The sequence below is a fragment of the Flavobacterium sp. 270 genome (assembly GCF_004368785.1).
Lineage (GTDB): Bacteria > Bacteroidota > Bacteroidia > Flavobacteriales > Flavobacteriaceae > Flavobacterium.
Genome location: NZ_SODM01000001.1, coordinates 1,385,506 through 1,409,761, shown reverse-complemented (window position 1 = coordinate 1,409,761; position 24,256 = coordinate 1,385,506). Strand labels below are relative to the sequence as shown.

The following is a 24,256-nucleotide window of genomic DNA, read 5'->3' as shown; positions in this document are numbered from 1 at the left end:
ATCAAAAAAAGAAAAAAATGAGTTTACCTTTTTATATAGTTGATGTTTTTGCTGATAAAAAATACGCTGGAAATCAGTTAGCTGTTTTTCAGGATGCAGGAAATTTGAGTTCAGAAGAAATGCAGCAAATTGCACGCGAAATTAATTTCGCAGAAAGCACATTTATTACAAAACTTGACGAAGAAAATAATAAAGCAGCGATTAGAATTTTTACTCCTGCTCAGGAAATGCAGTTTGCAGGGCATCCAATAATTGGGACTTCTTGGGTTTTGATGAATAAAATATTCGAAAATGCTCCGGAAAAAATGACATTAGAAGTTCCGATTGGACCCATTCAAATTCAGAAATCAGAAGATGTGATTTGGTTAAAAGCGGCACAGCCTAAATTTTGGGATGTTTTTGCTAAAGAAGATTTTCCGTCTTTCAGCAATCTAACAATTGATGATTTTGACAATCAATATCTGATACAAGAAGTTACCACAGGAAGTGCTTTTGTAATTGTTCCTTTAAACAGTAAAAGAGCTTTAGAAAATCTAGTTTTAGATAAAGATAAGACAGATAAATGGCTGAAACAGCATTGCAAAACAGAGCATAGAGGTCTGTATTTTTATAGTTTAGAAAATTCTAAACTTACAAGCAGAATGTTGTGTATTGAGCATAATCAATTAGTGGAAGATGCTGCGACAAGAAGCGCAAGTACGTGTTTACAGGCCTATCTTTTAAAGTATCATTTGCCGGAAATAGCATTAACAAATCATCAGGGAGATTACATCGGTCGTCCATCTGAAATTTATTTTAATGGAAAATTAACTAATGATGTATTTGATATCAATATTGGAGGAAAAGCACAATTTGTTGCTAAAGGCGAGTGGGAAGCCTAAGGGATTTTAAATTTTAGAATGTAGATTTTAGATTTAAGAATACAGAACATAGAATACAGATTTTAGAATATAGAACATAGAGAATAGAATAAAGATTTTAAGAATAGAATAAAGATTTTAAGAATAGAATAAAATATTGACAATAGAATAAGAGAAAAAATATACACATAGTTTAGAAATCTATTTTCTATACTCTATTTTCTTTTCTCTTTAAAAAAAATAAATATGAAAATTAATTTCCAGAATAAAACCATCATTTTGATTTTGCTGTTTGTTTTTCAGCTTTCATTTTCGCAGGTAAAAAAGGACGAAACTATCGGGACAGAAACTGTAAATGTTGTAAAACCATATTCGCCGACTGTTTCTGATGCTTTTAAAGTTAAAGAATCTCCTTCGCTTGACGATACTGGAAATCAGCCGAAAGAAACGATTAAATACAGTATTTTGTCTGTTCCTGTAGCGTCGACTTTTACGCCGTCTAAAGGAAAAGCAGAAGGTGTAGAGAAATCTAAGAAAGAAAGATTGTTTAATAATTATGCAACTGTTGGAGTTGGAAATTACAGCACGCTGAATGCAGAATTGTTTGTAAATCAGGATTTAGGAAACAACGATTATGTGGCAGGAATGTTTCGTCATCATTCATCACAAGGCGGTATTAAAGATGTAGAATTGAATGATGAATTTTACGATACTGCACTGAATGTGGGTTACGGCGTAAACAGCCGTGATATTACCTGGAATGTAGATTTAGGTTATCAAAATCAAATATACAACTGGTATGGTTTACCAGTAGATTTTGGAGCGACTATTCCGGATCAGCGTTTTGATTTGGTAAACGGAATTAATCCAAACCATTCTTATAACACAATTACTTTTGGCGGAAATGTTGAATTTACTGAAAGTATCGTGAATAAAATTGGAGCAAAATTTACGCATTTCTCTGATAATTCTTCTTCATCGGAAAATCGCTTTTATGTAAAGCCAACTTTTAAAGTTGATGTAATGGATCAGGCTATCAGCACAAACGTTATTGTAGATCATGTAAGCGGTTCGTTTGAAAATAATTATGCTCATGATAATATTGAACCTGTAAAATACAGTTTTACCAATGTTGGAATTGAGCCGACTTTTGTAATTCATGAAAATGACTGGACTCTTGAATTAGGAGCTGGATTATTTTACAGTGCAGATTCTGAAAACAGTGGGAATAAATTTTATGTTTATCCTAAAGTAAACGCTTCGTATAAATTGGTTGGTGATTTGATGATTTTTTATACAGGTGTAAACGGAAGTATAAATCAGAATTCTTATGCTGATTTAGTGACTGAAAATCCATTTTTATCGCCGACTTTAAATATTAGACCAACTAATAATCAATATACTGTTTTTGCTGGTTTAAAAGGGAAATTAGCAAACAATGTAAATTATAATTTGACAGGTTCTTATCTAAATGAAAAAGACAAAGCGTTGTTTAAAGCCAATGATTATACAGAGGATATAATAAACGAAAATTATGCTTACGGAAACTCTTTTGGAGTTGTTTATGAGGATATTAGAACGTTTCGTTTTTACGGAGAATTAAAAGCTGATTTTTCGCAAAATGTAACTTTCGGAATCAACGGAACTTTCAACAGTTATAATACAGATAATGGTGTTGAAGCTTGGAATTTGCCAACGATGAAATTGAGTTCGACTTTAGATGTTAATATTACGAAACAATGGTACGCAGGTTTAAATGTATTTTATGTGGGAGAAAGAAAAGACATGCAGTCTAATCTTAACTTAGGTGCAATTGCTGAGCCAATTACTTTAAAAAGCTATTTTGATGCCAATGCGCATTTAGGTTACAAATACAGTGAGCGTTTAACTTTTTTCCTGAAACTTAATAATATCGGAAATCAAGCTTATGAAAAATGGCTGAATTATCCGGTACAAGGATTTCAGGTTTTAGGAGGTGCTAATTATAAATTCGATTTTTAATCTAAGGGACTAAGATTTTAAGCTACTAAGTTACTAAGGTTTATAGCCGTTAATTTTAGAATTAACGGCTATTTTTTTTGGCCACGAATTACACACTAATTTCCACTAATTTTTTTACCAGCGATTATAGGATTAAAAAAGATTTTTTGATATTAGATAATAAATACAATTTAAATTCGTGAAAACTGGTGTAATTCGTGGCTGACTTTTTTGCACTAGGAAAAAAACCTTTGCACCTTTGTAGCCTAGAATCTTAGTATCTTTAAAAAATGGAATTCAAACAAAAAATACATACACATTATCTACAAATGGTTCAGGATCGAATTGATGTTTTTAGAGACATGATTACGAATTTGACCGAAGATTCTAAAAACGATGCAAAAGGTTCTGCTGGCGATAAACACGAAACGGCTTTGTCGATGATGCATATCGAACAGGAAAAACTAACCAATAAACTGAAAGAAGCTATTGCTCAAAAAGCAATTCTGGATAAAATTGATGCTTCAAAAACTACTGAAAATATTATCTCTGGAAGTTTAGTAAAAGCCAACGGTATTTATCTGTACGTAAGTGTTGCACTTCCTAAAATTGCAATTGATGGAATAAATGTTATTGCGCTTTCGCCGCAGTCTCCGCTTGGTTCTCATTTAATGGGGAATAAAGTTGGGTTTACTTTTGAGATTAATAAGACACATTATACTATTGAAAGTGTTTTGTAAACTTATTTAATAGGGTTTGTTGCTCGCAGATTTGGCAGATTTAGATTTTTATTCTCATTTTGTGTCATTGCGAGGAACGAAGCAATCTCACTAAAAATAACACATACCTTGACTTTGCAAATGTGATTGCTTCGTTCCTCGCAATGACAAGATCGCGAGAAAACAGCAAGAGAAAAATCTCCTAAATCTGCCAAATCTGCGAGAACACATTTCATTCAAAAAGCAACTTACATAAATAAACTTCATTTTATGTACAGTATAAACTCGGCTCGCTAATAATTTTTCAATGAAAATTGAATTACTTAGAAAATACTTCAAACTTATCTCGTAAACGTTGTGTTTTCTCTTGTTTTATTGGTTAGAATTGAAAATTATAAGTTTCAGCCTTTTTTTGATGTTAAAATTTTACATTTTATATGTAAAATTGATTTTATGGTTTTAATTTGTAACTGATATTGTGTTTTGTGTTTTTCAATTATAACCATTACCGCATCTTTGCCTTATCAAAATAAAAATTATAATAAAAAAATATATTAGTTATGTGTGGAATCGTATGTGCCTTTGATCTAAAACAAAAAGCCGAAACATTAAGACCTCAAGTATTAGAAATGTCTAAAATCATTCGCCACCGCGGACCAGACTGGAGCGGTATTTACAGCAATGATAAAGCGATTCTTTCTCACGAGCGTTTGGCAATTGTAGATCCGGCTTCAGGAAAGCAGCCTTTGTTTACAGAAGATAAAAAATTAGTTCTTGCAGCAAATGGTGAAATCTACAACCACAGAGAATTGCGTAAACAATTTGAAGGAAAATATAACTTTCAGACTGAAAGTGACTGTGAAGTAATCTTGGCTTTATACAAAGAAAAAGGGCCTCATTTTGTAGACGAAATGAACGGAATCTTCGGATTTGCAATTTATGATGTTGATAAAGATGAGTATTTTATTGCTCGTGACCATATGGGAATTATTCCATTGTATATTGGATGGGATCAGCACGGAACTTTTTATGTTGCTTCAGAGTTAAAAGCTCTTGAAGGATATTGTACAAAAATTGAATTGTTTCCTCCAGGACATTATATGACAAGTAAAGACGGTGAATTTGTACAATGGTACAAAAGAGACTGGACAGATTATGATGCTGTAAAAGACAACGAAACAAGTATTCCTGCTATTAAAGAAGCATTAGAAGCTGCGGTTCACAGACAATTAATGAGTGATGTTCCTTACGGAGTTTTACTTTCAGGAGGTTTAGATTCGTCTATTACTTCGGCTGTAGCTAAAAAATTTGCACAAAAACGTATTGAATCTGATGATACAACAGATGCTTGGTATCCGCAATTGCACTCTTTCTCTGTAGGATTAGATGGTTCTCCGGATTTAGCGGCAGCGCAGGTTGTGGCAAAACATATTGGAACGATTCACCACGAAATTAAATTTACAATTCAGGAAGGTTTAGATGCTGTTCGTGATGTAATTTATAACTTAGAAACTTATGATGTAACTACGGTAAGAGCTTCAACTCCGATGTGGTTGATGGCGAGAGTTATTAAATCTATGGGAATCAAAATGGTGCTGTCTGGTGAAGGTGCAGATGAGTTATTTGGAGGATATTTATATTTCCACAAAGCGCCAAATGCAAGAGAATTTCACGAAGAAAACGTTCGTAAATTAGGTAAACTTCACATGTACGACTGTTTACGTGCCAACAAAAGTTTAGCTGCTTGGGGAATCGAAGGTCGTGTACCGTTCTTAGATAAAGAATTTATGGATGTTGCGATGCGCATCAACCCACAAGATAAAATGATCAACAAAGAACACCCGATGGAAAAATGGGTTGTTCGTAAAGCTTTTGAAGATATGCTTCCGGAAAGTGTGGCATGGAGACAAAAAGAGCAATTTTCTGATGGAGTAGGATACAGCTGGATTGATACTTTGAAAGAAGTGGTAGCTAAAGAAGTTTCAGACGAACAATTGGCAAACGCGAGATTTAAATTCCCGCTTCAAACGCCAACTTCAAAAGAAGAATATTATTACCGTTCTATTTTTGCAGAACATTTCCCAAGTGATGCAGCAGCATTATGTGTGCCTCAGGAAGCAAGTGTAGCTTGTAGTACAAAAATTGCTTTAGAGTGGGATGAAGCTTTCAAAAACATGAATGATCCTTCTGGAAGAGCAGTTGCAAGTGTTCACGACGACGCTTACGCGAAAGCATAAAAATTAAATTTTTAGAATTAGTATATATTTATTTTCAGAAAAACGTTCTCTACTCGGGGACGTTTTTCTTGTCTTAAATTGTTAAATTCTATTATTTCAATTACTTAAAAATGATTTTAAGCAATTATTTAACTTAACTTTTTTATATTTGGCATTCCCCAAATACAAGTTACATTACTAAGATTAGAATACATAAAATAACCATATACTTTTTGGTTTTTATTAAATGATAGTTATAGAGTCAATTTATAACTGGTTCATTTCTTTGTGGTTGTATTAAGAAAATTAAAATAAAATAAAAAAATAGAATAGTATGTCTGGAATATTGGCCGTTATTGGTAAAGGAAAAGACCCGCAACTCGTAAATGAGCTTTCTAACAGAATGGCGCATCGTGGTCCTGATGAACGTGATTTACATATTATGGAAAATGGCAGTATTATCTGCCACGAAAGTTTGTCTATTATTGACATGGAAACTGGTAAACAGCCTATTCAGGGAACAAACAAAGCATGGATGGTTCATGATGGTGAAATTTATAATTATCAGGAATTAAAAAATACGGTTTTAAAAGAACATACTTTTAGAACAAAATCAGATTCTGAAGTTATTGTGCATTTGTACGAAGAATTTGGATATGATTTTTGTAATCTGCTTGACGGGGATTTTGCTTTTGTGGTTATAGACGGAGACAATTATATTGCTGGTCGTGACCCGATTGGTATAAAACCATTGTATTATGGATTGGACGAAAGAGGAAGAATTTATTTTTCTTCTGAAATGAAATCTATTGCAGATCAATGCAAATCATTTTCTACTTTTCCTCCGGGACATTATTATACAGGAAAAACGGGTTTTGTAAAATACTATCAGCCTGAATACGAAGATCACTCAAAAGCAAATCAATCTTTAGATTTAGATGTAATTCGCGAAACATTGGTTGAAGCTACACGCAAACGTTTATTGGGTAATGTACCTGTTGGTGTTTTACTTTCGGGTGGTTTAGACTCGTCTTTGACTTCGGCAATTGCAGCTCGATTATATGCTGAAAGCGGTCAAAAACTACAGTCTTTTTCTATAGGATTACATGCAGATTCGCCAGATAATATTGCAGCAAGAAAAGCGGCAGCATTTTTAGGAACAGAACATCACGAAATTCATTTTTCTGTAGAAGAAGGAGTTGAGATTTTAGAAAAAGTTATTTATCATATAGAAACTTACGATATCATTTCAGTAAGAGCAGGAGTTCCGACGTATTTATTGTCGAAAGCAATTGCTGAAAAAGGAGTAAAAGTTATTCTTTCTGGAGAAGGCGCCGATGAAGTTTTTGGAGGACATTTGTATTTTAGAAATGCACCGTCTAAAGAAGAATTTCAAGATGAAACTATAGAAAGAGTTCAGAAATTGTTTACGGCAGATTTATTGCGTGCTGATAAAACAACAATGGCACACGGATTAGAAGCAAGGATTCCGTTTTTGGATAAAGATTTCTTGGATGCTACGATTCGAATTAAAACAGAAGAAAAGCAGCCTAAAACTTATGATGGTATTGAAAAATACATTTTAAGAAAAGCTTTTGATACACCAGAAAATCCATATTTGCCTTCTGAAATTTTATGGAGACAAAAAGAACAGTTTTCTGATGGAGTTGGATACAATTGGGTGGACGAATTAATAGAATATTGTGCAACTCAGGTTACAGACGAGCAATTAGCAAGAGCAAGTGCAGAGTTTCCATACAATTCGCCTACAACAAAAGAAGCGTATTTGTATCGTTCTATTTTTCATAGATATTATCCACAAGTCAGCGCTGCACAGACCGTTCGTAAATGGATTCCGAAATGGCAGGAAAATCTTGATCCGAGCGGAAGAGCAAATGCGGCTCACGTAAAAGCAGGAGTTGAATTTTCTAAATCTGGAATAGCAGTTTAGAATTAAATTTCAAAAAAATAAATTCCAAATTCTAATTTTGGAAATTCATATAATCCGAAACAGTTTTTAGCTGTTTCGGATTTTTTTTTAAAAGTGTGAAATAAATTATAAAACTTTACTGCCTCCAATTGCTCTATTAGGAAAAATACTATATTTGGTTTGCTAATAACAATTTAATACCAAAAATAATTTATGAGGAACCTATTACTTAAAGGGATTTTATGCTGCTCATTGGTTGCTGTGAGTTCAGTTTATGCACAAAAAACCGAAGCACCAAAATACATCAAGAATGTCGAAGGCGTTAAGGAATATTCGTTAAATAATGGATTAAAAGTCCTTTTTATTCCAGATGCTTCCCAAAGCAATATGGTGGTAAACATTGTTTACAGTGTGGGTTCTAGAAATGAAGGTTATGGTGAAAAAGGTATGGCGCATTTATTAGAGCACATGCTTTTTAAAAGTACTAAAAATTTAGGCGACATCAAGAAAATGCTTTCTGACAGAGGAGGAAATGCAAATGGTACAACTTGGTACGACCGAACTAATTACTATGAAATTTTTCCATCAAATGATGAAAATCTAAAATGGAGTGTTGAAATGGAAGCGGACCGAATGGTGAATGCTACTATTTTGCAGACAGACTTAGACAAGGAATTTTCGGTAGTACGAAATGAATTTGAAATAGGAGAAAATAATCCAGAAAGTGTATTGCAGGAAAGAATACTTTCTACGGCTTATTTATGGCACAATTACGGAAATAGTACCATTGGAAGTAAAGAAGATATTGAAAGAGTAAAAGCAAACAGACTGCGCGTTTTTTACGAAAAATATTATCAGCCAGATAATGCTACTTTGATTATTGCGGGAAAGTTTGATGAGCAAAAAGCGCTTCAATATGTAGGACAGTATTTTGGAGCTATTGCAAAACCTAAGAGAGTTTTGGACAAAACCTATACCATTGAACCGGCACAAGACGGAGAGAAATATGTAGAGCTTAACAGGGCGGGTGACAGTAAAAATATTGGTGTTTTATATCATACAGTTCCTTATGCAGACAAAGATGGCGCTGCAATTGATGCTTTGGGAGAAATTTTAACTTCAGATCCTTCCGGGTATTTGTATAAAGCATTGGTAGAAACACAAAAAGTAACAAGTATTTATGCTTGGCAGCCAACATTAAGAGATGCTGCTTTTATGTATTTTGGAGTTTCAATTCCAAATGATAAAGATGTTAAAGCAACAAAAGAAATCGTAAAAACAGAATTGGATAAAATAGGTTCTACTAAATACACAGATGAAGATGTAAGCAGAGCCAAAGCAAAACTGATTAAACAAATTGAAAGTGTAAAAAACAATACGATTTCATACACTATAAACCTTACCGAAATTATTGGAGCTGGAGATTACAGACTGGGTTATTTGTATAGAGATGCAGTAGAAAAGCTTACAAAAGAAGATATTCAGAGAGTTGCCGAGAAATATTTTAGAAGTAATAATAGAACAGTTGGAATATTTATTCCTTCTAAAGACGAACAAAGAGTTAAACCTGTAGAATATACAGATGAACAACTTGCTGCTTTAACCAAAGAGTATAAAGGAAAAGCTTTAGAAAAAGAAGCAGCTCCGTTTGAAGCATCGATTAAAAATCTGAAACAGAATCTTACAGAAGGTAAATTGAGCAACGGTGTAAAATATGGATTTATTAAAAAAGAAATCAAAGGCGGTAAAGTAGAGGCAAGTTTTAAATTTCCTGTAAGTAATGAAAAGGAACTGGAAGGCAAAACCGATATTGGAGGCATTCTTGCCCAACTGCTGAAAACCGGAACTAAAAACAGAACCAAAGAACAAATTCAGGATCGTTTAGATCAGTTAAAATCAAGTGTAGATTTTTATTATAGCGAACAAACTTTATCGGTTAGAATTTCTACTTACAAAGAGAATTTTAAAGAAGTAATGGAAATTTTGAATGATCTATTGGTAAATTCAACTTTCCCGGAAAATGAATTGACAAAAACAATCGCAGAGTACAATACCTATTTAGAATCGCAGCTTAACGATCCTCGATCTATAGCTTTTACCGAAATAGCAAAGCAGACTGAAAGATATCCAAAAGGAAGTATCTTTTATACATCAACAATTCAAGAGCAAATAAATGCTTACAAGAGCATAAAACAATCAGAAATTGTTGATTTTTATCACAATATTCTTGGCGGAAATAATGGTGTAGGAACTGTGGTAGGTGATTTGGATGCGAAATCAACGGGTGAAATTTTAGAAACTACTTTCGGAAAATGGAATTCTAAATCAAAATTCGAACATGTACAGCCTACTTTTTTTGATACTAAAAAACTAGATAAAGATTATATTACGCCTGATAAAGAAAATGCTGTTGCAACTGGAAAAATCACTTTTAAAATGAATACAAAAAGTCCAGATTATCCAGCATTACTTATTGCGAATGAAATTTTAGGAAGCGGAGGTTTTTTGACTGCAAGAATTCCGATGAGATTAAGAGAAAAAGAAGGAATTAGTTATGGAGCAGGATCTTTTGTAAATATTCCAATTACTAATGATGTAGCGTATTGGCAATATTATGCTTTTCTAAATCCGACTAAAAAGAATGCTGTAGAAACCGCTACAAAAGAAGAAGTTGCGAAAGCATTAAAAGATGGATTTACGGCAGATGAATTAAAATCGAATTTATTGAGCTGGCAAAACGAAAGAAAAACAAGATTAGGAAGTGATTATACTTTGATGGATTTAGTAAATACTTATCTTCAATATGGAATTGTTTTAGAAGATTATGATACTTTAGAAACTAAAGTAAAAGCCTTAAAAGTAGAAGAAGTAAATGCAGTCTTGAAAAAATACATAAGTCTGGATAAAATGACTTCTGTTTATGCGGGAGATTTTAATAAAAAATAATAAATAAAGAAAATCACAATTTCTTTAAACTCCAAATTCCAATTTTGGAAATATAGGAATCCGAAACGGTTTTTACTGTTTCGGATTTTTTTACATTAAACAGATTCCTTTTTGCGTTTTTCTCATTTTGGAATTTGGAATTTTAAACTTTTCAAATTTAAATTGTGTTTTCTGTTAATAACTTAAGTGCTTTAAGTCGTATTTTAGTGGTTATATAGACCGCGTTTTTATATATTTGCGTGTTAGACAATAATTACATTTTTTTAGAATAAATTATATGAGCGAAGAAATCAAGAAGAACAATTATTCAGCAGATAGTATTCAGGCATTAGAAGGAATGGAGCACGTAAGAATGCGTCCATCCATGTATATTGGAGATGTGGGAGTTAGAGGACTTCATCATCTTGTTTATGAGGTTGTTGATAACTCTATTGATGAGGCGATGGGAGGACATTGTGATACTATTGGTGTTGCAATAAACGAAGATGGTTCTGTAACAGTTGAAGACAACGGTCGTGGTATTCCAGTTGATTTACATAAAAAAGAAGGAGTTTCTGCACTTGAGGTAGTAATGACTAAAATTGGTGCCGGAGGTAAATTTGATAAAGATTCTTATAAAGTTTCAGGAGGTTTGCACGGTGTTGGGGTTTCGGTTGTAAATGCCCTTTCAGTTCACATGAAATCTACTGTTTTTAGAGAAGGAAAAATCTACGAACAAGAATACGAAAGAGGAAAATCATTATATCCGGTAAAACAAATCGGAGAAACAGATAAAAGAGGTACACGTCAGACATTTTACCCAGACGACACCATTTTTACTCAAACTACAGAGTTCTCTTATGATACTTTGTCAGCTCGTATGCGTGAGCTTTCTTACTTGAACAAAGGAATCACAATTACTTTTACAGACAAAAGAGAAGTAGACGAAAAAGGAGAATTTAAAAGCGAAGTTTTTCATTCTACAGAAGGACTAAAAGAATACATTCGTTACCTTGATGGTAACCGTGAGCCAATTGTTTCTCACGTAATCAGCATGGATCACGACAAAGGAGAAATTCCAGTTGAGGTTGCTTTGATTTATAATACAAGTTATACAGAGAATATATTTTCTTATGTAAATAATATCAATACACACGAAGGAGGAACTCACCTGCAGGGTTTTAGAAGTGGACTTACGAGAACACTTAAAAAATATGCAGATGCTTCTGGAATGTTGGATAAATTGAAATTCGAAATTGCAGGGGATGACTTCCGTGAAGGATTAACAGCTATTATTTCGGTAAAAGTTGCAGAACCACAATTTGAAGGACAAACTAAAACCAAACTTGGAAACAGAGAAGTAGTTTCTCCGGTTTCTCAGGCAGTTGGAGAAATGCTTGAAAATTATTTGGAAGAAAATCCAAACGATGCAAGAGTAATTATCCAAAAAGTAATCTTAGCTGCTCAGGCACGTCACGCTGCTAAAAAAGCGCGTGAAATGGTACAGCGTAAAACCGTTATGGGTGGCGGTGGATTGCCAGGAAAATTATCAGATTGTTCTGAGCAGGATCCTGCAAGATGTGAGGTTTACCTGGTCGAGGGAGATTCGGCAGGTGGAACTGCAAAACAAGGTCGTGACCGTAACTTTCAGGCAATTTTACCATTACGTGGTAAGATTCTGAATGTAGAGAAAGCGATGCACCACAAAGTATTCGAAAACGAAGAGATTAGAAATATATTTACGGCTTTAGGTGTTACTGTTGGTACAGCAGAAGACAGTAAAGCATTAAACCTTGAAAAACTAAGATATCACAAAGTAATCATCATGTGTGATGCCGATGTCGATGGTAGTCACATTTCTACCTTAATATTAACGTTCTTCTTCCGTTTCATGAAAGAATTGATCGAAGAAGGTCACGTATATATCGCTGCACCACCTTTATACTTAGTTAAAAAAGGAAATAAAAAAGAATATGCATGGAATGACGTTCAGCGTGATCAAGCCAACGAAAGAATGGGAGGAAGTGCTGCTATTCAACGTTATAAAGGTCTTGGAGAGATGAACGCAGAGCAATTGTGGGAAACTACAATGGATCCGAACTTTAGAACTTTACGTCAGGTAACTATTGACAGCCTTGCAGAAGCAGATCGAGTTTTCTCTATGTTAATGGGTGACGAAGTACCGCCTCGTAGAGAATTTATCGAGAAAAATGCGGTTTATGCAAATATTGACGCATAAAATATCAGATTAATAATTTCCAATTCGTTTAATTGTTTAAATTTACTAGACAATTAAACGAATTGTCTTTTTAAAGAATAGACAAATAAATTAATAACCGATAAAGTATAAAATATGAAAGTTACCATTGTAGGAGCAGGAAATGTTGGAGCTACATGTGCAGATGTTATTTCTTATAGAGGAATTGCAAGCGAAGTAGTATTGTTGGATATTAAAGAAGGTTTTGCCGAAGGTAAAGCGTTGGATATTATGCAATGTGCCACAAATACAGGTTTTAATACCAAAGTTTCCGGCGTTACCAACGACTATTCTAAAACTGCTGGAAGTGATGTAGTAGTTATTACCTCAGGAATTCCAAGAAAACCAGGAATGACTCGCGAAGAATTAATAGGTATAAATGCAGGAATTGTAAAAACAGTTGCCGAAAATGTACTAAAACATTCACCAAATACAATAATTGTTGTAGTTTCAAATCCTATGGATACTATGACTTATCTGGCTCTAAAAGCTACCGGAATACCAAAAAACAGAATTATTGGTATGGGAGGAGCTTTAGATAGTTCTCGTTTTAGAACCTATCTTTCTTTAGCTTTAGATAAACCACAAAATGATATTTCGGCAATGGTTATTGGCGGTCATGGAGATACAACTATGATTCCATTAACACGTTTAGCTTCTTATAATGGAATTCCGGTTACAGAATTTCTTTCAGAAGAAGTATTGCAAAAAGTAGCTGCAGATACTATGGTAGGAGGAGCAACCCTTACAGGTCTGCTTGGAACTTCAGCTTGGTATGCGCCAGGAGCTTCAGTTGCTTATTTAGTAGATAGTATTTTAAACGATCAAAAGAAAATGATTGCATGTTCTGTTTTTGTAGAAGGAGAATATGGTCAAAACGATATATGCATCGGAGTACCTTGTATAATTGGTAAAAACGGAGTAGAAGAAATTCTGGATATTCAGCTAAACGAGCAGGAAAAAGCTTTATTTGCTAAAAGTGCAGATGCGGTTAGAGGTATGAATGATGCCCTAAAATCGATTTTAGTATAATGAAATTGGTAAAAAAAAGATAAGGCTGCACTTTTGCAGTCTTTTTTTTGAGATTTAATTAATAAATAAATTGGTTAATCTTTTCGTAAATTATATATTTGCTCGGTTTAAGAAAAATGTTGTAATTCGTGATCTAGTTTTTTAGTTAAGAAAAATCAAGGCAGGGCTTATTTTATGGGACTTTAAAACAAAAACAAACAATAAAACATAATTAATTTTTAGTAATAATGCAGAATAAAGGACTTATTAAATTTTTTGCAATTCTATTTGCATTGGTAAGTATTTACCAACTTTCCTTCACCTATGTGGCTAATAATGTCAAAAGTGAAGCCAAAGCTTTTGCAGGAGATAATCCTGATAAAGAATTAAAATATTTAGATTCTATTGGTAAAGAAAAAGTACTGAATCTTGGTTTTACGGATTTTACTTACAACGAAGTAAAAAACAAACAACTAAACAAAGGTCTTGACTTAGAAGGAGGAATTAACGTAATTCTTCAAATTTCTATTAAAGACGTTTTAAAAGGATTAGCAAACAATTCTAAAAATCCAGTATTTAATAAATCTTTAGCAGATGCTACGGCAAATTTAGAAGGAAACAAAACATATTTAAATAAGTTTTTTGAAGCTTTTGAAGCAAACTCAGGCGGAACAACAAAATTAGCTTCACCAGATATCTTTGCAAACAGAAGTTTACAAGGAGAAGGCGGAATCGATTTTCAAATGTCTGATTCACAAGTTCAAAAAGTGATCAAAAGAAAAGTTGATGAGTCTGTAGAAAGTGCTTACAAAGTACTTAGAGAGCGTATCGACAAATTTGGTGTAACACAACCAAACATCCAGAAATTAGGAGAAACAGGAAGAATCTTAGTAGAGCTTCCAGGTGCTAAGGATGTTGATAGAATTAAAAAATTATTAGGTGGAAAAGCTCAATTAGAGTTCTGGGAAACTTATAAAATAGAAGAAATCGGAAACTTTTTAGTAGCAACTAACGAAGCTTTAAAAAAGACTGAAATCAAAAAAACAGAAACTAAAGCTGTTGTTAAAGATTCATTGAATGCTTTATTAACAGATGCTAAAGATTCTACTGAAACTAAAAAAGGAAACAACCCATTATTTGATAAAATTATCAATAATGGTAACGGACCAGTTTTAGGTTATTTTGCTCCAAAAGATACTGCAGTAATCAATGCGTATTTTAAAAGACCAGAAATTAGAGTTTTATTAGCTGCTGATCAGCATTATGCTAAATTTGTTTGGAGTAAACCAACAACTTTAAAAGATGCTAAAGGAAAAGAAATTGAAGCGGTAGAATTATACGCTTTAAAAGGTAACAGAGACAATAATCCTGCTATGAGTGGTGGTGTTGTAACTGATGCAAAAGATACTTTTGACCAAATGGGTAAACCAGCTGTTTCTATGCAAATGAACAGTCAAGGTGCTAAAGTTTGGGAAGAATTAACAGGTAGAGCTTTTGCTCAAAAAAGTTATATCGCTATCGTATTAGATGATATTGTATATTCTGCTCCAGGTGTAACTAGCGGACCAATTGCTGGAGGAAGATCTGAAATTACAGGTTCTTTTGATGTAGCAGAAACAAAAGATTTAGCAAACATCTTAAATGCAGGTAAATTACCAGCTGCAGCAGATATTATTCAATCAACTGTTGTTGGACCATCTTTAGGACAAGCTGCAATTGATGCAGGAACAATTTCTTCTATCATTGGATTCTTATTAGTTTGCGGATGGATGGTGTTCTATTATGGTAAAGCTGGTTTATACGCTAATCTTGCTTTATTATTAAACTTACTTTTCTTATTCGGAATTATGGCAAGTTTTGGTTTCGTGCTAACATTGCCAGGTATTGCAGGTATCGTATTAACTTTAGGTACTGCGGTAGATGCAAACATTATTATATTTGAAAGGGCAAAAGAGGAATTACGTGAAGGTAAATCATTATCTGAAGCTGTAGTAACATCTTACGGATGGCACGGTGCAATGCGTTCTATTATTGATGCAAACGTTACTCACGTTTTAACTGGAGCTATCTTGTTTATTTTTGGAACTGGACCAATTAAAGGTTTCGCTTTAACTTTACTTATTGGTATCGTAACTTCAATGTTTACATCAATCTTTATCGCAAGAATCTTTATTGATAGAAATATTGCTGGAAAAGGAGATTTAACTTTCTCTACAAACATTACTAAAAACTGGTTTACTAACTTCCACTTTGATTTTATCAAAATCAAAAAATTCACTTATATCTTCTCTTCTATTGTAGTTGTAGTAAGTTTAATTTCTATCTTCTTCGTAAACGGATTAGATGAAGGTGTTGATTTTGTTGGAGGAAGAACATTCCAGGTTAAATTTGAAAAACCAGTTGATGCAACTACAGTTTCAGACGAATTATCTGCTGCATTTGGCACTCCGGTTGAAGCTAAAATTTTAGGTGATGATGATCAATTGAAAATCACTACTAAATATAAAATTAAAGAAGACGGTGTAGCTGTGGATGAAGAAGTAAATCAAAAATTATACAAAGCATTGGCGAAATATTTCCCAAATGTTTCTTATGATAAATTTACGAATACATTCGACGGTAAAAAAGTTGGAGTTTTACAATCTTCTAAAGTAGGAGCTTCTATCTCTGAAGATATTAAAACAAACTCTTACTGGGCTGTACTTGGTGCAATGGCAGCGATCTTCTTATACTTAATGGTATCTTTCCGTAAATGGCAATATTCATTAGGTGCGATTGCAGCGGTAGCGCATGACGTAATCTTTGTATTAGGAATTTACTCTTTATGTTATAAATTCATGCCTTTTCACATGGAAATGGATCAGCACTTTATTGCTGCGATTCTTACCGTAATTGGTTACTCGATGAATGATACTGTAATTGTATTTGATAGAATTAGAGAGTTCATCATCGGAAATCGTAAAGGAACTTTTGAAGATATCGTAAATGCTTCTATTAACACTACATTATCAAGAACATTAAATACTTCATTAATGATGATCATTGTATTATTAACAATGTTTATCTTCGGAGGAGAATCAATTAGAGGATTTATCTTCGCAATGTTAGTTGGTATCGTTGTAGGAACTTATTCATCATTATTTATTGCAACGCCAGTATTGGTAGATTCAATTTCTGCAGATGATAAACATATAATCGAAGACAAACACAATAAGGCATAATTAAACCTTAGTTTATATAATAGAAAGATCCAGTGAAAACTGGATCTTTTTTTTGTGCTATATTTAATGCTCTAAAACAGATGTATGATTAGAATTCTAAAATTAAGTTTATTATTTCTCCTAGTAACATTCCAGATGAATGGACAAGTAAAAGAACGTAATTTTGCCGTTGGATTTAATTCCGGATTTGGAAGTGAGTTCAATAATAAAGATTACACTTTTGTGAATCATTTTTATAAAGCTCAATTTTATTATAAATTAAAAGAAACCAAACATTTTCAATTTGAAATTTTGGTACAACCAGAAATTAATTTCGCCAAACATCAATTGCTAAACCTTTATTTTGTTAAACCAGATACCCCGAATTTTATTGAAAAGAGGGCTTTATATACACAATTAAAAGATATTCATGAATATGTGCTTAATCTTGGATTTTTAATCAGAAAACCGATAAATGAAAGTTTTTCTTTATATGTATTAGGAAGTGTCGGGCCAATGATTACAGATACAGAAACAGAAAGAATGTCTGATGGTTTTGCTTTTGCGGATGTTCTGGCTTTAGGTCTTTCTTTTAAAATAGAAAGAATACAATTTGATGTGCGTCCAAGTTTTAGGCATGTTTCAAATGCAGGATTTACCAGTACAAATGCTGGTTATAATACTAAAAATATTGAATTTGGAGTTTCGTATTTCTTATAAAGAAAACGCCCAATATTTTTAAAATATTGGGCGTTTGTATATTTAGTCTTTTTCTTAACTAAGAAGTTGCTAAAGGATTTCTTTGAGCTCTAATGACAAAGAAAAGTCCAATAATTATAAATGGAATACTTAGCCATTGTCCTGTTGAAAATATGCCTAATTCATTTTCAAATCCACCTTGGCTTTCTTTTACAAATTCTACAATAAAACGTACTACAAACAAAAGAACTAAAAACAATCCGAATAAATATCCTGTTTTAAGTCTTGCATTTGTTTTCCAATACAAGAAAAATAAGATCGCAAATACAAAAATATAACAGAATGCTTCGTATAGTTGTGTTGGATGTTTTGCGGGAACCTGAGCTAACAAATCTGCAAATTTTGGATCGGTTGCAATTGCAGTATATGCGTCTTTTGGATTGGGAATTTGTGTAGCATTTACGGCTTCAGCTTTACTAAATTGATCGTGTAAAAAACGAATCCCGAATGGAGAAGCTGTTTCGTGTCCGATAATTTCAGAATTGAAAAAATTTCCTAAACGAACAAAAATAGCGCCACTTGCAACAGGAATAACTACACGATCTAAAATCCATAATAATGGACGTTTTAAAATCATTTTGCTGTAATAATACATCGCAATAATAATGGCAATTGCAGCACCATGACTTGCTAATCCTTGATATCCTGTAAACTCAAATTTTGGTTCAAATTTAACAGGCAGAATGATTTCAAGTAAATGATTTCTAAAATATTCCCAATCATAAAAGAAAACGTGTCCTAAACGAGCGCCCGCCAAAGTTGCTAAAACAGTCCAAACAAATAAAGAATCTAGTTTATCAATAGATTCATTTTCGCGTTCGAAAATCTTTTTCATAATGTACCATCCTAAACCGAAAGCAATTACGAACATTAAGCTGTAATAACGAATCATGAAAAATCCTAAATTAATTCCTTCTGAAGGATTCCAAATGATATTTAAGGCGTGTGTCATATGTTTTTGTATTTTATGTGTATTGTAAAAATAAATATTTAAAGTAGAGTTCGTCTTTATAATAAGTTAATGTTTGTGTGAACATTTCTTCTCTGGAACGGGATCGTATCCTGTTTTTCCCCAAGGATGACAACTTAAAATGCGTTTCAATCCTAAGTATCCTCCATAAAACAATCCATGAATCTGCAAGGCTTCAATCATATAACTTGAACACGTTGGTTCAAATCTGCATGACGCTGGTGTGAATGGCGAAATGGCTGTTTGATAAAACCTGACTAATAAAACAAATGGAGTTGTGAGTTTCATGGTTTATTAGAAATTGAAAATTTATATCGAAAAACTGGTTCCTTCTTTTCCGTCTTTCAACTGAATGCCTAAAGCAATCAATTGATCACGAATTTGGTCAGAAAGTGCAAAGTTTTTATCTGCACGCGCTTGATTTCTCATTCCGATAAGCATATTTACGACACCTTCTAATTTATCATTATTGCTGTCTGCTGCTTTCTCGTCGCTCAAACCTAAAACATCAAATACAAATGCATTAATTGCTGTTGTAAAAGTATTTAGGTCTTCTGTAGAAATAGTTTCTTTTCCTTCTTTTAATAAATTGATGTAACGAACAGCTTCAAACAATTGAGCGATTAAAATGGGTGTATTAAAATCGTCGTTCATGGCATCGTAGCACAATTGTTTCCAAGAAGAAAAATCAATCGAACTAGAAGCGCCGGCTGTAATATTTGGTAAAGCATCAACAGCTTCCATCAATCTTTTATATCCTTTTTCTGCAGCAACAATGGCATCATCAGAAAAATCTAAAATACTTCTGTAATGTGCCTGTAACATAAAGAAACGAGTTACAGAAGCAGAAAAAGCTTTACTTAAGATGTTGTTGTCTCCACTTAAAATTTCGCCTGGTAAAATATTATTTCCAGTTGATTTTGCCATTTTCTTACCGTTTAAAGTAAGCATATTAGCATGCATCCAGTAATTTACCGGCGATTGACCTGTGCACGCTTCGTTTTGTGCAATTTCGCATTCGTGGTGTGGGAATTTTAAATCCATTCCACCTCCGTGAATGTCAAAATGATTTCCAAGATATTTGGTACTCATTGCAGTACATTCAAGATGCCAGCCTGGAAAACCATCGCTCCAAGGAGACGGCCATCTCATAATGTGTTCTGGTTCTGCTTTTTTCCAAAGTGCAAAATCCTGTGGATTCCTTTTATCTGATTGTCCATCAAGATCACGTGTATTAGCAAGCATATCTTCGATATTTCTGCCGCTTAAAACGCCGTAATTATTGGTTTCGTTATATTTAACCACATCAAAATAAACAGATCCGTTGGCTTCATAACCAATTCCGGTATCGATAATTTTTTTGATGATTTCGATTTGTTCAATAATATGCCCTGTTGCAGTTGGCTCAATACTTGGTGGTAAAAAGTTGAAAGACTTTAAAATATCATGAAAGTCTACCGTATAGCGCTGTACAACCTCCATAGGTTCTAATTGCTCTAAACGTGCTTTTTTAGCGATTTTATCTTCTCCTTCATCAACATCATCCACAATATGTCCAACATCAGTAATATTTCTAACGTAGCGTACTTTATAATCTAAATGCAGGAAATACCTAAAAATAACATCAAAAGACATAAAAGTCCTAACATTTCCTAAATGTACATTACTATAAACTGTAGGTCCACAAACATACATTCCAACATTTCCTTCATGGATTGGTTTGAAATTTTCTTTTTCACCCGAAAGTGAATTGTATATTTTTAGAGACTGCGTTGTATATAATGGCATGATATGTTATTGTTTAATCTTAATTATGATTAATCGATTTGTTATTTGAAAGATAGTATTTTTCGAGATTTATTTTCGAAATCTATTTAAATTAAAATTGTGTTTCTAATTTAATGTAATCAAGAAATTCTCTTTTGGTTTGAGGATCTTTAAACTTACCACCAAATTCAGACGTTACTGTACTGCTTTCAATGTCTTTAATTCCTCTTGAGTTTACACAAAGGTGTTTTGCATCGATAACGCAGGCAACATCTTCAGTACCTAAAGCTTTTTGAAGTTCCTGAACAATCTGCATTGTCAAACGTTCCTGAACCTGAGGTCTTTTTGCATAATACTCAACAATACGGTTCATTTTAGAAAGACCGATAACGCGTCCGCTTGAAATATAAGCCACGTGAGCACGCCCTATAATTGGCAAAAGATGGTGTTCGCAAGTAGAATATACGGTAATGTTTTTTTCAACCAACATTTCACCGTACTTGTAATTATTGTCAAAAGTAGAAGCTTTTGGTTGTTTTGCAGGATTAAGACCGCCAAAAATTTCTTTTACAAACATTTTAGCAACTCTGTTTGGAGTTCCTTTTATACTGTCATCTGTCAAATCCATTCCAAGAGTTTGTAGAATGTTTTCGACATCTTTTTTTATTTTTTCTATTTTTTCTTCATCACTTAGATCAAAAGCATCCTTTCTTAAAGGGTTTTGTGCATTGCTGCTAAAGTGATTGTCTCCTATTTCGTCTAAAAAATCTTCGTTATTTATCATTAAAAACTACAATTATAATGGGTATATCTTTTTAAGGAGGTAAAGATAATTAATAAAAAGGAAAACATTTCTATCGTTTTTACTATTTAGTGGTTACTTTTTGGATATAATTTAAAATAGAACTAATTAGGTGTTTTTTTTAAAACAAAAGGCAATAACTTCAATGAGTTATTGCCTTTTACAATTTGGTATTTTGTTATTTATTATTTACTGTTGTAAACTAAAAGAGCTTCTTTAAGAATGTTTACAGCAGTAATTAAATCTTTTTGATTTAAAACATAGGCGATTCTAACCTGGTTTAATCCCATTCCCGGAGTCGAATAAAAACCTTTAGCGGGAGCAATCATTACAGTTTCACCATTAAGATTGTAGCTTTCTAAAAGCCATTGCGCAAAATCATCAGAATCTTTGATCGGCAATTGTGCTATGCAGTAAAAAGCTCCTTTTGGTTTTGTTACAATAACGCCTTCGATTTTATTTAATTCATTAATTAAAGTATCGCGTCGGCTTTTGTATTCTGCAATGACCTCGTCAAAATAACTTTGAGGTGTATCAATAGCAGCTTCGCAGGCAATTTGTTCGATTGTTGGCGGACTCAAACGTGCTTGGGCAAATTTCATTACCGTAGAAAGAACGGCTTTGTTTTTAGTAACTAAACAACCAATTCTTGCGCCACACATGCTGTATCGTTTAGAAACAGAATCTACCATGATTACATTTTGCTGTACATCTTCCAGATTCATTACAGAATAATGAACATCGTCTCCATCATACAAAAACTCACGATAAACCTCGTCTGCAATTAGATACAAATCATGTTTTTTAATCAAACTTGCTAATTGTTTGATCTCAGCTTCTGAATATAAATATCCTGTTGGATTTCCAGGATTACAAATTAATATGGCTTTTGTTTTTGGTGTAATTAATTTTTCAACATCTTCAATACTTGGTAAAGCAAATCCGCTGTCAATTGTAGAAATGACAGGAATTACAGTGGCACTTGTAGATGATGCAAATGCATGATAATTGGCATAAAAAGGTTCCGGAATAATGATTTCATCTCCTGGATCTGTAATTGTGGCCAATGCAAACAATAAGGCTTCAGAGCCACCAGTAGTGACAATGATATCTTCGGGGTTGACATTTACATTTTGACGTTGGTAAAACTGCGCTAATTTTTTTCTATAACTTTCATATCCAGCAGATGGACTGTACTCTATAATATTCAGCTCAATGTTTTTTACCGCCTCGATGGCCACTTCGGGTGTCTTGATATCCGGTTGACCAATGTTTAAATGATACACTTTAAGTCCTTTTTTCTTTGCATTATCTGCATAAGGAGCAAGTTTACGTATCGGTGATTCGGGCATGTTTCTGCCTTTTTGTGAAATTGTTGGCATGAGCTTTATTATTGAAGTGCAAATTTGCATTTTTTTTTCGAATTTAACGTAAACAATACGGGTACTTACAAAAATCTAACAATTATAAATATATTTACTAATTTTATATTAAAATATTGTCAATGAAAAAATATATCATATTGTTTTTTGGGTTATTCCTATCTTTTACTCTTACTGCACAAGGTGATTTTTTGATTGCAAATAAGAGTAATAAGGTTGTTATACCATTTAAAATGATCAATAACCTTATTTTTATTCCAATAAAAGTAAACGGAATTGAATTAAATTTTCTCTTAGATTCTGGTGTTGAAGAAACTATTTTGTTTAGTATGGAAGAAAAACAAGAAGTTAGTTTTAATAATGTGGTAAAAATAAAACTCAGAGGTTTGGGCAGTGAAGAAGAGGTAGAAGGATTAAAATCGACTAACAATATTTTAGAAACTCATGGTCTTAAATCAAATAATCATTTGGTTTATATTATTTTAGATCAGAGTTTTAATTTGTCTTCTCAGATTGGAATTCCAGTAAATGGGATTATTGGCTATAAGTTTTTTAAAAATAATTTAGTCGAAATAAATTATCAAAAAAAGAAAGTTATTGTACATTCTAACAATGAAAATATCAGAAAAAAGATAGATACGAAATTTAAATCAGTTCCAATAACAATAGAAAGATCAAAACCTTATATTAGTACAACTGCCATTGTTGATACTGTAAGTATGCCTGCAAAATTACTAATAGACATTGGTAACAGTGATGCTTTTTGGATTTTTAAGAACGATAAAATTAAATTGCCGGCAAAAAATTTCGCAGATTTTTTAGGAAAAGGATTCAGTGGTGATATTGAAGGACATCGTGCTAAAATAGATAAGTTTTCGATTGATCAATTTGACTTTAAAAAACCAATTGTTTCTTTTCCTGATTCAGCATCAGTGCGAAATGTGAAAATGGTTCCCGGGCGTATAGGATCTGTAGGGGGAGAGGTTTTAAAACGTTTTACTTTAATTTTTGACTATGCAGATCAAAAATTATATCTCAAAAAAAACAATAAATACTATGAGCCTTTTACTTATAATAAAAGTGGTATAACTATTCAGCATAATGGATTGCAATGGGTTCAGGAAACCGTTCATTTAGAAACTGTACAGGTAGCTACATCTATGCGTGAAGCGGGCTATAATGATAAAAATAGTAATGATTTTAAGTATAAATTTATGTTGAAGCCGATTTACGAAATTGTAAATATTCGTAAAAACTCGGCAGCAGAAAAATGCGGATTGCTGAAAGGAGATATTATTGTAAGTATTAATAATGTAACACCTTATAAATATTCCTTAGAACAAATAAATCATCTTTTAAAATCTGAAGAAGATGTTTGGATAAATTTAGAAGTAGAACGAAATAGTGTGGTTCTAAAATTCAGATTTAAACTACAAGATGAACTTTAAAAATGAATATTTGAAATAATTAATTTTTTT

At 32.9% G+C, this 24,256-nt stretch carries 16 protein-coding genes; 11 read left to right on the top strand and 5 right to left on the bottom strand.

What is annotated here, in order from left to right:
* The first annotated feature begins 17 nt into the window (after positions 1-17).
* The 10 genes from EV144_RS06085 (at position 18) to EV144_RS06040 (ending at position 17,818) form a co-directional block, all read left to right on the top strand.
* Positions 18-881: a PhzF family phenazine biosynthesis protein gene (locus EV144_RS06085; protein ID WP_134147097.1), complete on the top strand. Its 864-nt coding sequence runs from the start codon at positions 18-20 to the stop codon at positions 879-881.
* 225 nt (positions 882-1,106) lie between these two features.
* Positions 1,107-2,861 (top strand): TonB-dependent receptor, encoded by a 1,755-nt coding sequence (locus EV144_RS06080; RefSeq protein ID WP_134147095.1) that lies wholly within the window; start codon positions 1,107-1,109, stop codon positions 2,859-2,861.
* A gap of 269 nt (positions 2,862-3,130) precedes the next feature.
* The gene (locus EV144_RS06075; RefSeq protein WP_134147093.1) at positions 3,131-3,580 is read left to right on the top strand and encodes a hypothetical protein; all 450 of its coding nucleotides are present in this window, start codon (positions 3,131-3,133) and stop codon (positions 3,578-3,580) included.
* A 539-nt stretch (positions 3,581-4,119) separates the two neighbouring features.
* On the top strand, positions 4,120-5,796 hold the full coding sequence (gene asnB, locus EV144_RS06070; RefSeq protein WP_134147091.1) for an asparagine synthase B: 1,677 nt from the start codon (positions 4,120-4,122) through the stop codon (positions 5,794-5,796).
* 313 nt (positions 5,797-6,109) lie between these two features.
* On the top strand, positions 6,110-7,726 hold the full coding sequence (gene asnB, locus EV144_RS06065; RefSeq protein ID WP_134147089.1) for an asparagine synthase B: 1,617 nt from the start codon (positions 6,110-6,112) through the stop codon (positions 7,724-7,726).
* A gap of 192 nt (positions 7,727-7,918) precedes the next feature.
* Positions 7,919-10,651 (top strand): M16 family metallopeptidase, encoded by a 2,733-nt coding sequence (locus tag EV144_RS06060; RefSeq protein WP_134147088.1) that lies wholly within the window; start codon positions 7,919-7,921, stop codon positions 10,649-10,651.
* A 277-nt stretch (positions 10,652-10,928) separates the two neighbouring features.
* The gene (gene gyrB, locus EV144_RS06055; RefSeq protein ID WP_134147086.1) at positions 10,929-12,869 is read left to right on the top strand and encodes a DNA topoisomerase (ATP-hydrolyzing) subunit B; all 1,941 of its coding nucleotides are present in this window, start codon (positions 10,929-10,931) and stop codon (positions 12,867-12,869) included.
* Between the two features lie 114 nt (positions 12,870-12,983).
* Positions 12,984-13,919, top strand: a complete 936-nt coding sequence (gene mdh / locus EV144_RS06050; protein ID WP_134147084.1) for a malate dehydrogenase — start codon at positions 12,984-12,986, stop codon at positions 13,917-13,919.
* A gap of 227 nt (positions 13,920-14,146) precedes the next feature.
* On the top strand, positions 14,147-17,119 hold the full coding sequence (secDF, locus tag EV144_RS06045; RefSeq protein WP_134147082.1) for a protein translocase subunit SecDF: 2,973 nt from the start codon (positions 14,147-14,149) through the stop codon (positions 17,117-17,119).
* Between the two features lie 84 nt (positions 17,120-17,203).
* Positions 17,204-17,818 carry an acyloxyacyl hydrolase gene (locus tag EV144_RS06040; protein ID WP_134147080.1) on the top strand — a complete coding sequence of 205 codons (615 nt, stop codon included), beginning with the start codon at positions 17,204-17,206 and terminating at the stop codon, positions 17,816-17,818.
* A 58-nt stretch (positions 17,819-17,876) separates the two neighbouring features.
* Here the strand turns inward: EV144_RS06040 and lgt are convergent, their stop codons facing one another.
* The 5 genes from lgt to EV144_RS06015 all read right to left on the bottom strand — a co-directional run bounded on the left by lgt (position 17,877) and on the right by EV144_RS06015 (position 22,778).
* Complete coding sequence (gene lgt, locus EV144_RS06035; protein ID WP_134147078.1) at positions 17,877-18,809, bottom strand: prolipoprotein diacylglyceryl transferase; 933 nt, start codon at positions 18,807-18,809, stop codon at positions 17,877-17,879.
* A 66-nt stretch (positions 18,810-18,875) separates the two neighbouring features.
* Positions 18,876-19,115 carry a membrane protein insertion efficiency factor YidD gene (yidD, locus tag EV144_RS06030; protein ID WP_134147076.1) on the bottom strand — a complete coding sequence of 80 codons (240 nt, stop codon included), beginning with the start codon at positions 19,113-19,115 and terminating at the stop codon, positions 18,876-18,878.
* A gap of 21 nt (positions 19,116-19,136) precedes the next feature.
* Positions 19,137-20,615 carry a cysteine--tRNA ligase gene (cysS, locus tag EV144_RS06025; protein WP_134147074.1) on the bottom strand — a complete coding sequence of 493 codons (1,479 nt, stop codon included), beginning with the start codon at positions 20,613-20,615 and terminating at the stop codon, positions 19,137-19,139.
* 91 nt (positions 20,616-20,706) lie between these two features.
* A complete protein-coding gene (gene folE / locus EV144_RS06020) occupies positions 20,707-21,378 on the bottom strand; it encodes a GTP cyclohydrolase I FolE (protein ID WP_134147072.1) in 672 nt (223 codons plus the stop codon).
* A gap of 203 nt (positions 21,379-21,581) precedes the next feature.
* Positions 21,582-22,778, bottom strand: a complete 1,197-nt coding sequence (locus EV144_RS06015; protein WP_134147070.1) for a pyridoxal phosphate-dependent aminotransferase — start codon at positions 22,776-22,778, stop codon at positions 21,582-21,584.
* A 122-nt stretch (positions 22,779-22,900) separates the two neighbouring features.
* Between EV144_RS06015 and EV144_RS06010 the strand changes: the two genes are divergently transcribed.
* On the top strand, positions 22,901-24,226 hold the full coding sequence (locus tag EV144_RS06010) for a PDZ domain-containing protein (protein ID WP_134147068.1): 1,326 nt from the start codon (positions 22,901-22,903) through the stop codon (positions 24,224-24,226).
* Positions 24,227-24,256 lie beyond the last annotated feature (30 nt).

What these genes read in the sequence shown, in the direction of transcription:
- EV144_RS06085 (WP_134147097.1), top strand. Translation starts at nt 18, where the DNA reads ATGAGTTTACCTTTTTATATAGTTGATGTTTTTGCTGATAAAAAATAC.
- EV144_RS06080 (WP_134147095.1), top strand. Translation starts at nt 1,107, where the DNA reads ATGAAAATTAATTTCCAGAATAAAACCATCATTTTGATTTTGCTGTTT.
- EV144_RS06075 (WP_134147093.1), top strand. Translation starts at nt 3,131, where the DNA reads ATGGAATTCAAACAAAAAATACATACACATTATCTACAAATGGTTCAG.
- asnB (WP_134147091.1), top strand. Translation starts at nt 4,120, where the DNA reads ATGTGTGGAATCGTATGTGCCTTTGATCTAAAACAAAAAGCCGAAACA.
- asnB (WP_134147089.1), top strand. Translation starts at nt 6,110, where the DNA reads ATGTCTGGAATATTGGCCGTTATTGGTAAAGGAAAAGACCCGCAACTC.
- EV144_RS06060 (WP_134147088.1), top strand. Translation starts at nt 7,919, where the DNA reads ATGAGGAACCTATTACTTAAAGGGATTTTATGCTGCTCATTGGTTGCT.
- gyrB (WP_134147086.1), top strand. Translation starts at nt 10,929, where the DNA reads ATGAGCGAAGAAATCAAGAAGAACAATTATTCAGCAGATAGTATTCAG.
- mdh (WP_134147084.1), top strand. Translation starts at nt 12,984, where the DNA reads ATGAAAGTTACCATTGTAGGAGCAGGAAATGTTGGAGCTACATGTGCA.
- secDF (WP_134147082.1), top strand. Translation starts at nt 14,147, where the DNA reads ATGCAGAATAAAGGACTTATTAAATTTTTTGCAATTCTATTTGCATTG.
- EV144_RS06040 (WP_134147080.1), top strand. Translation starts at nt 17,204, where the DNA reads ATGATTAGAATTCTAAAATTAAGTTTATTATTTCTCCTAGTAACATTC.
- lgt (WP_134147078.1), bottom strand. Translation starts at nt 18,809, where the DNA reads ATGACACACGCCTTAAATATCATTTGGAATCCTTCAGAAGGAATTAAT.
- yidD (WP_134147076.1), bottom strand. Translation starts at nt 19,115, where the DNA reads ATGAAACTCACAACTCCATTTGTTTTATTAGTCAGGTTTTATCAAACA.
- cysS (WP_134147074.1), bottom strand. Translation starts at nt 20,615, where the DNA reads ATGCCATTATATACAACGCAGTCTCTAAAAATATACAATTCACTTTCG.
- folE (WP_134147072.1), bottom strand. Translation starts at nt 21,378, where the DNA reads ATGATAAATAACGAAGATTTTTTAGACGAAATAGGAGACAATCACTTT.
- EV144_RS06015 (WP_134147070.1), bottom strand. Translation starts at nt 22,778, where the DNA reads ATGCCAACAATTTCACAAAAAGGCAGAAACATGCCCGAATCACCGATA.
- EV144_RS06010 (WP_134147068.1), top strand. Translation starts at nt 22,901, where the DNA reads ATGAAAAAATATATCATATTGTTTTTTGGGTTATTCCTATCTTTTACT.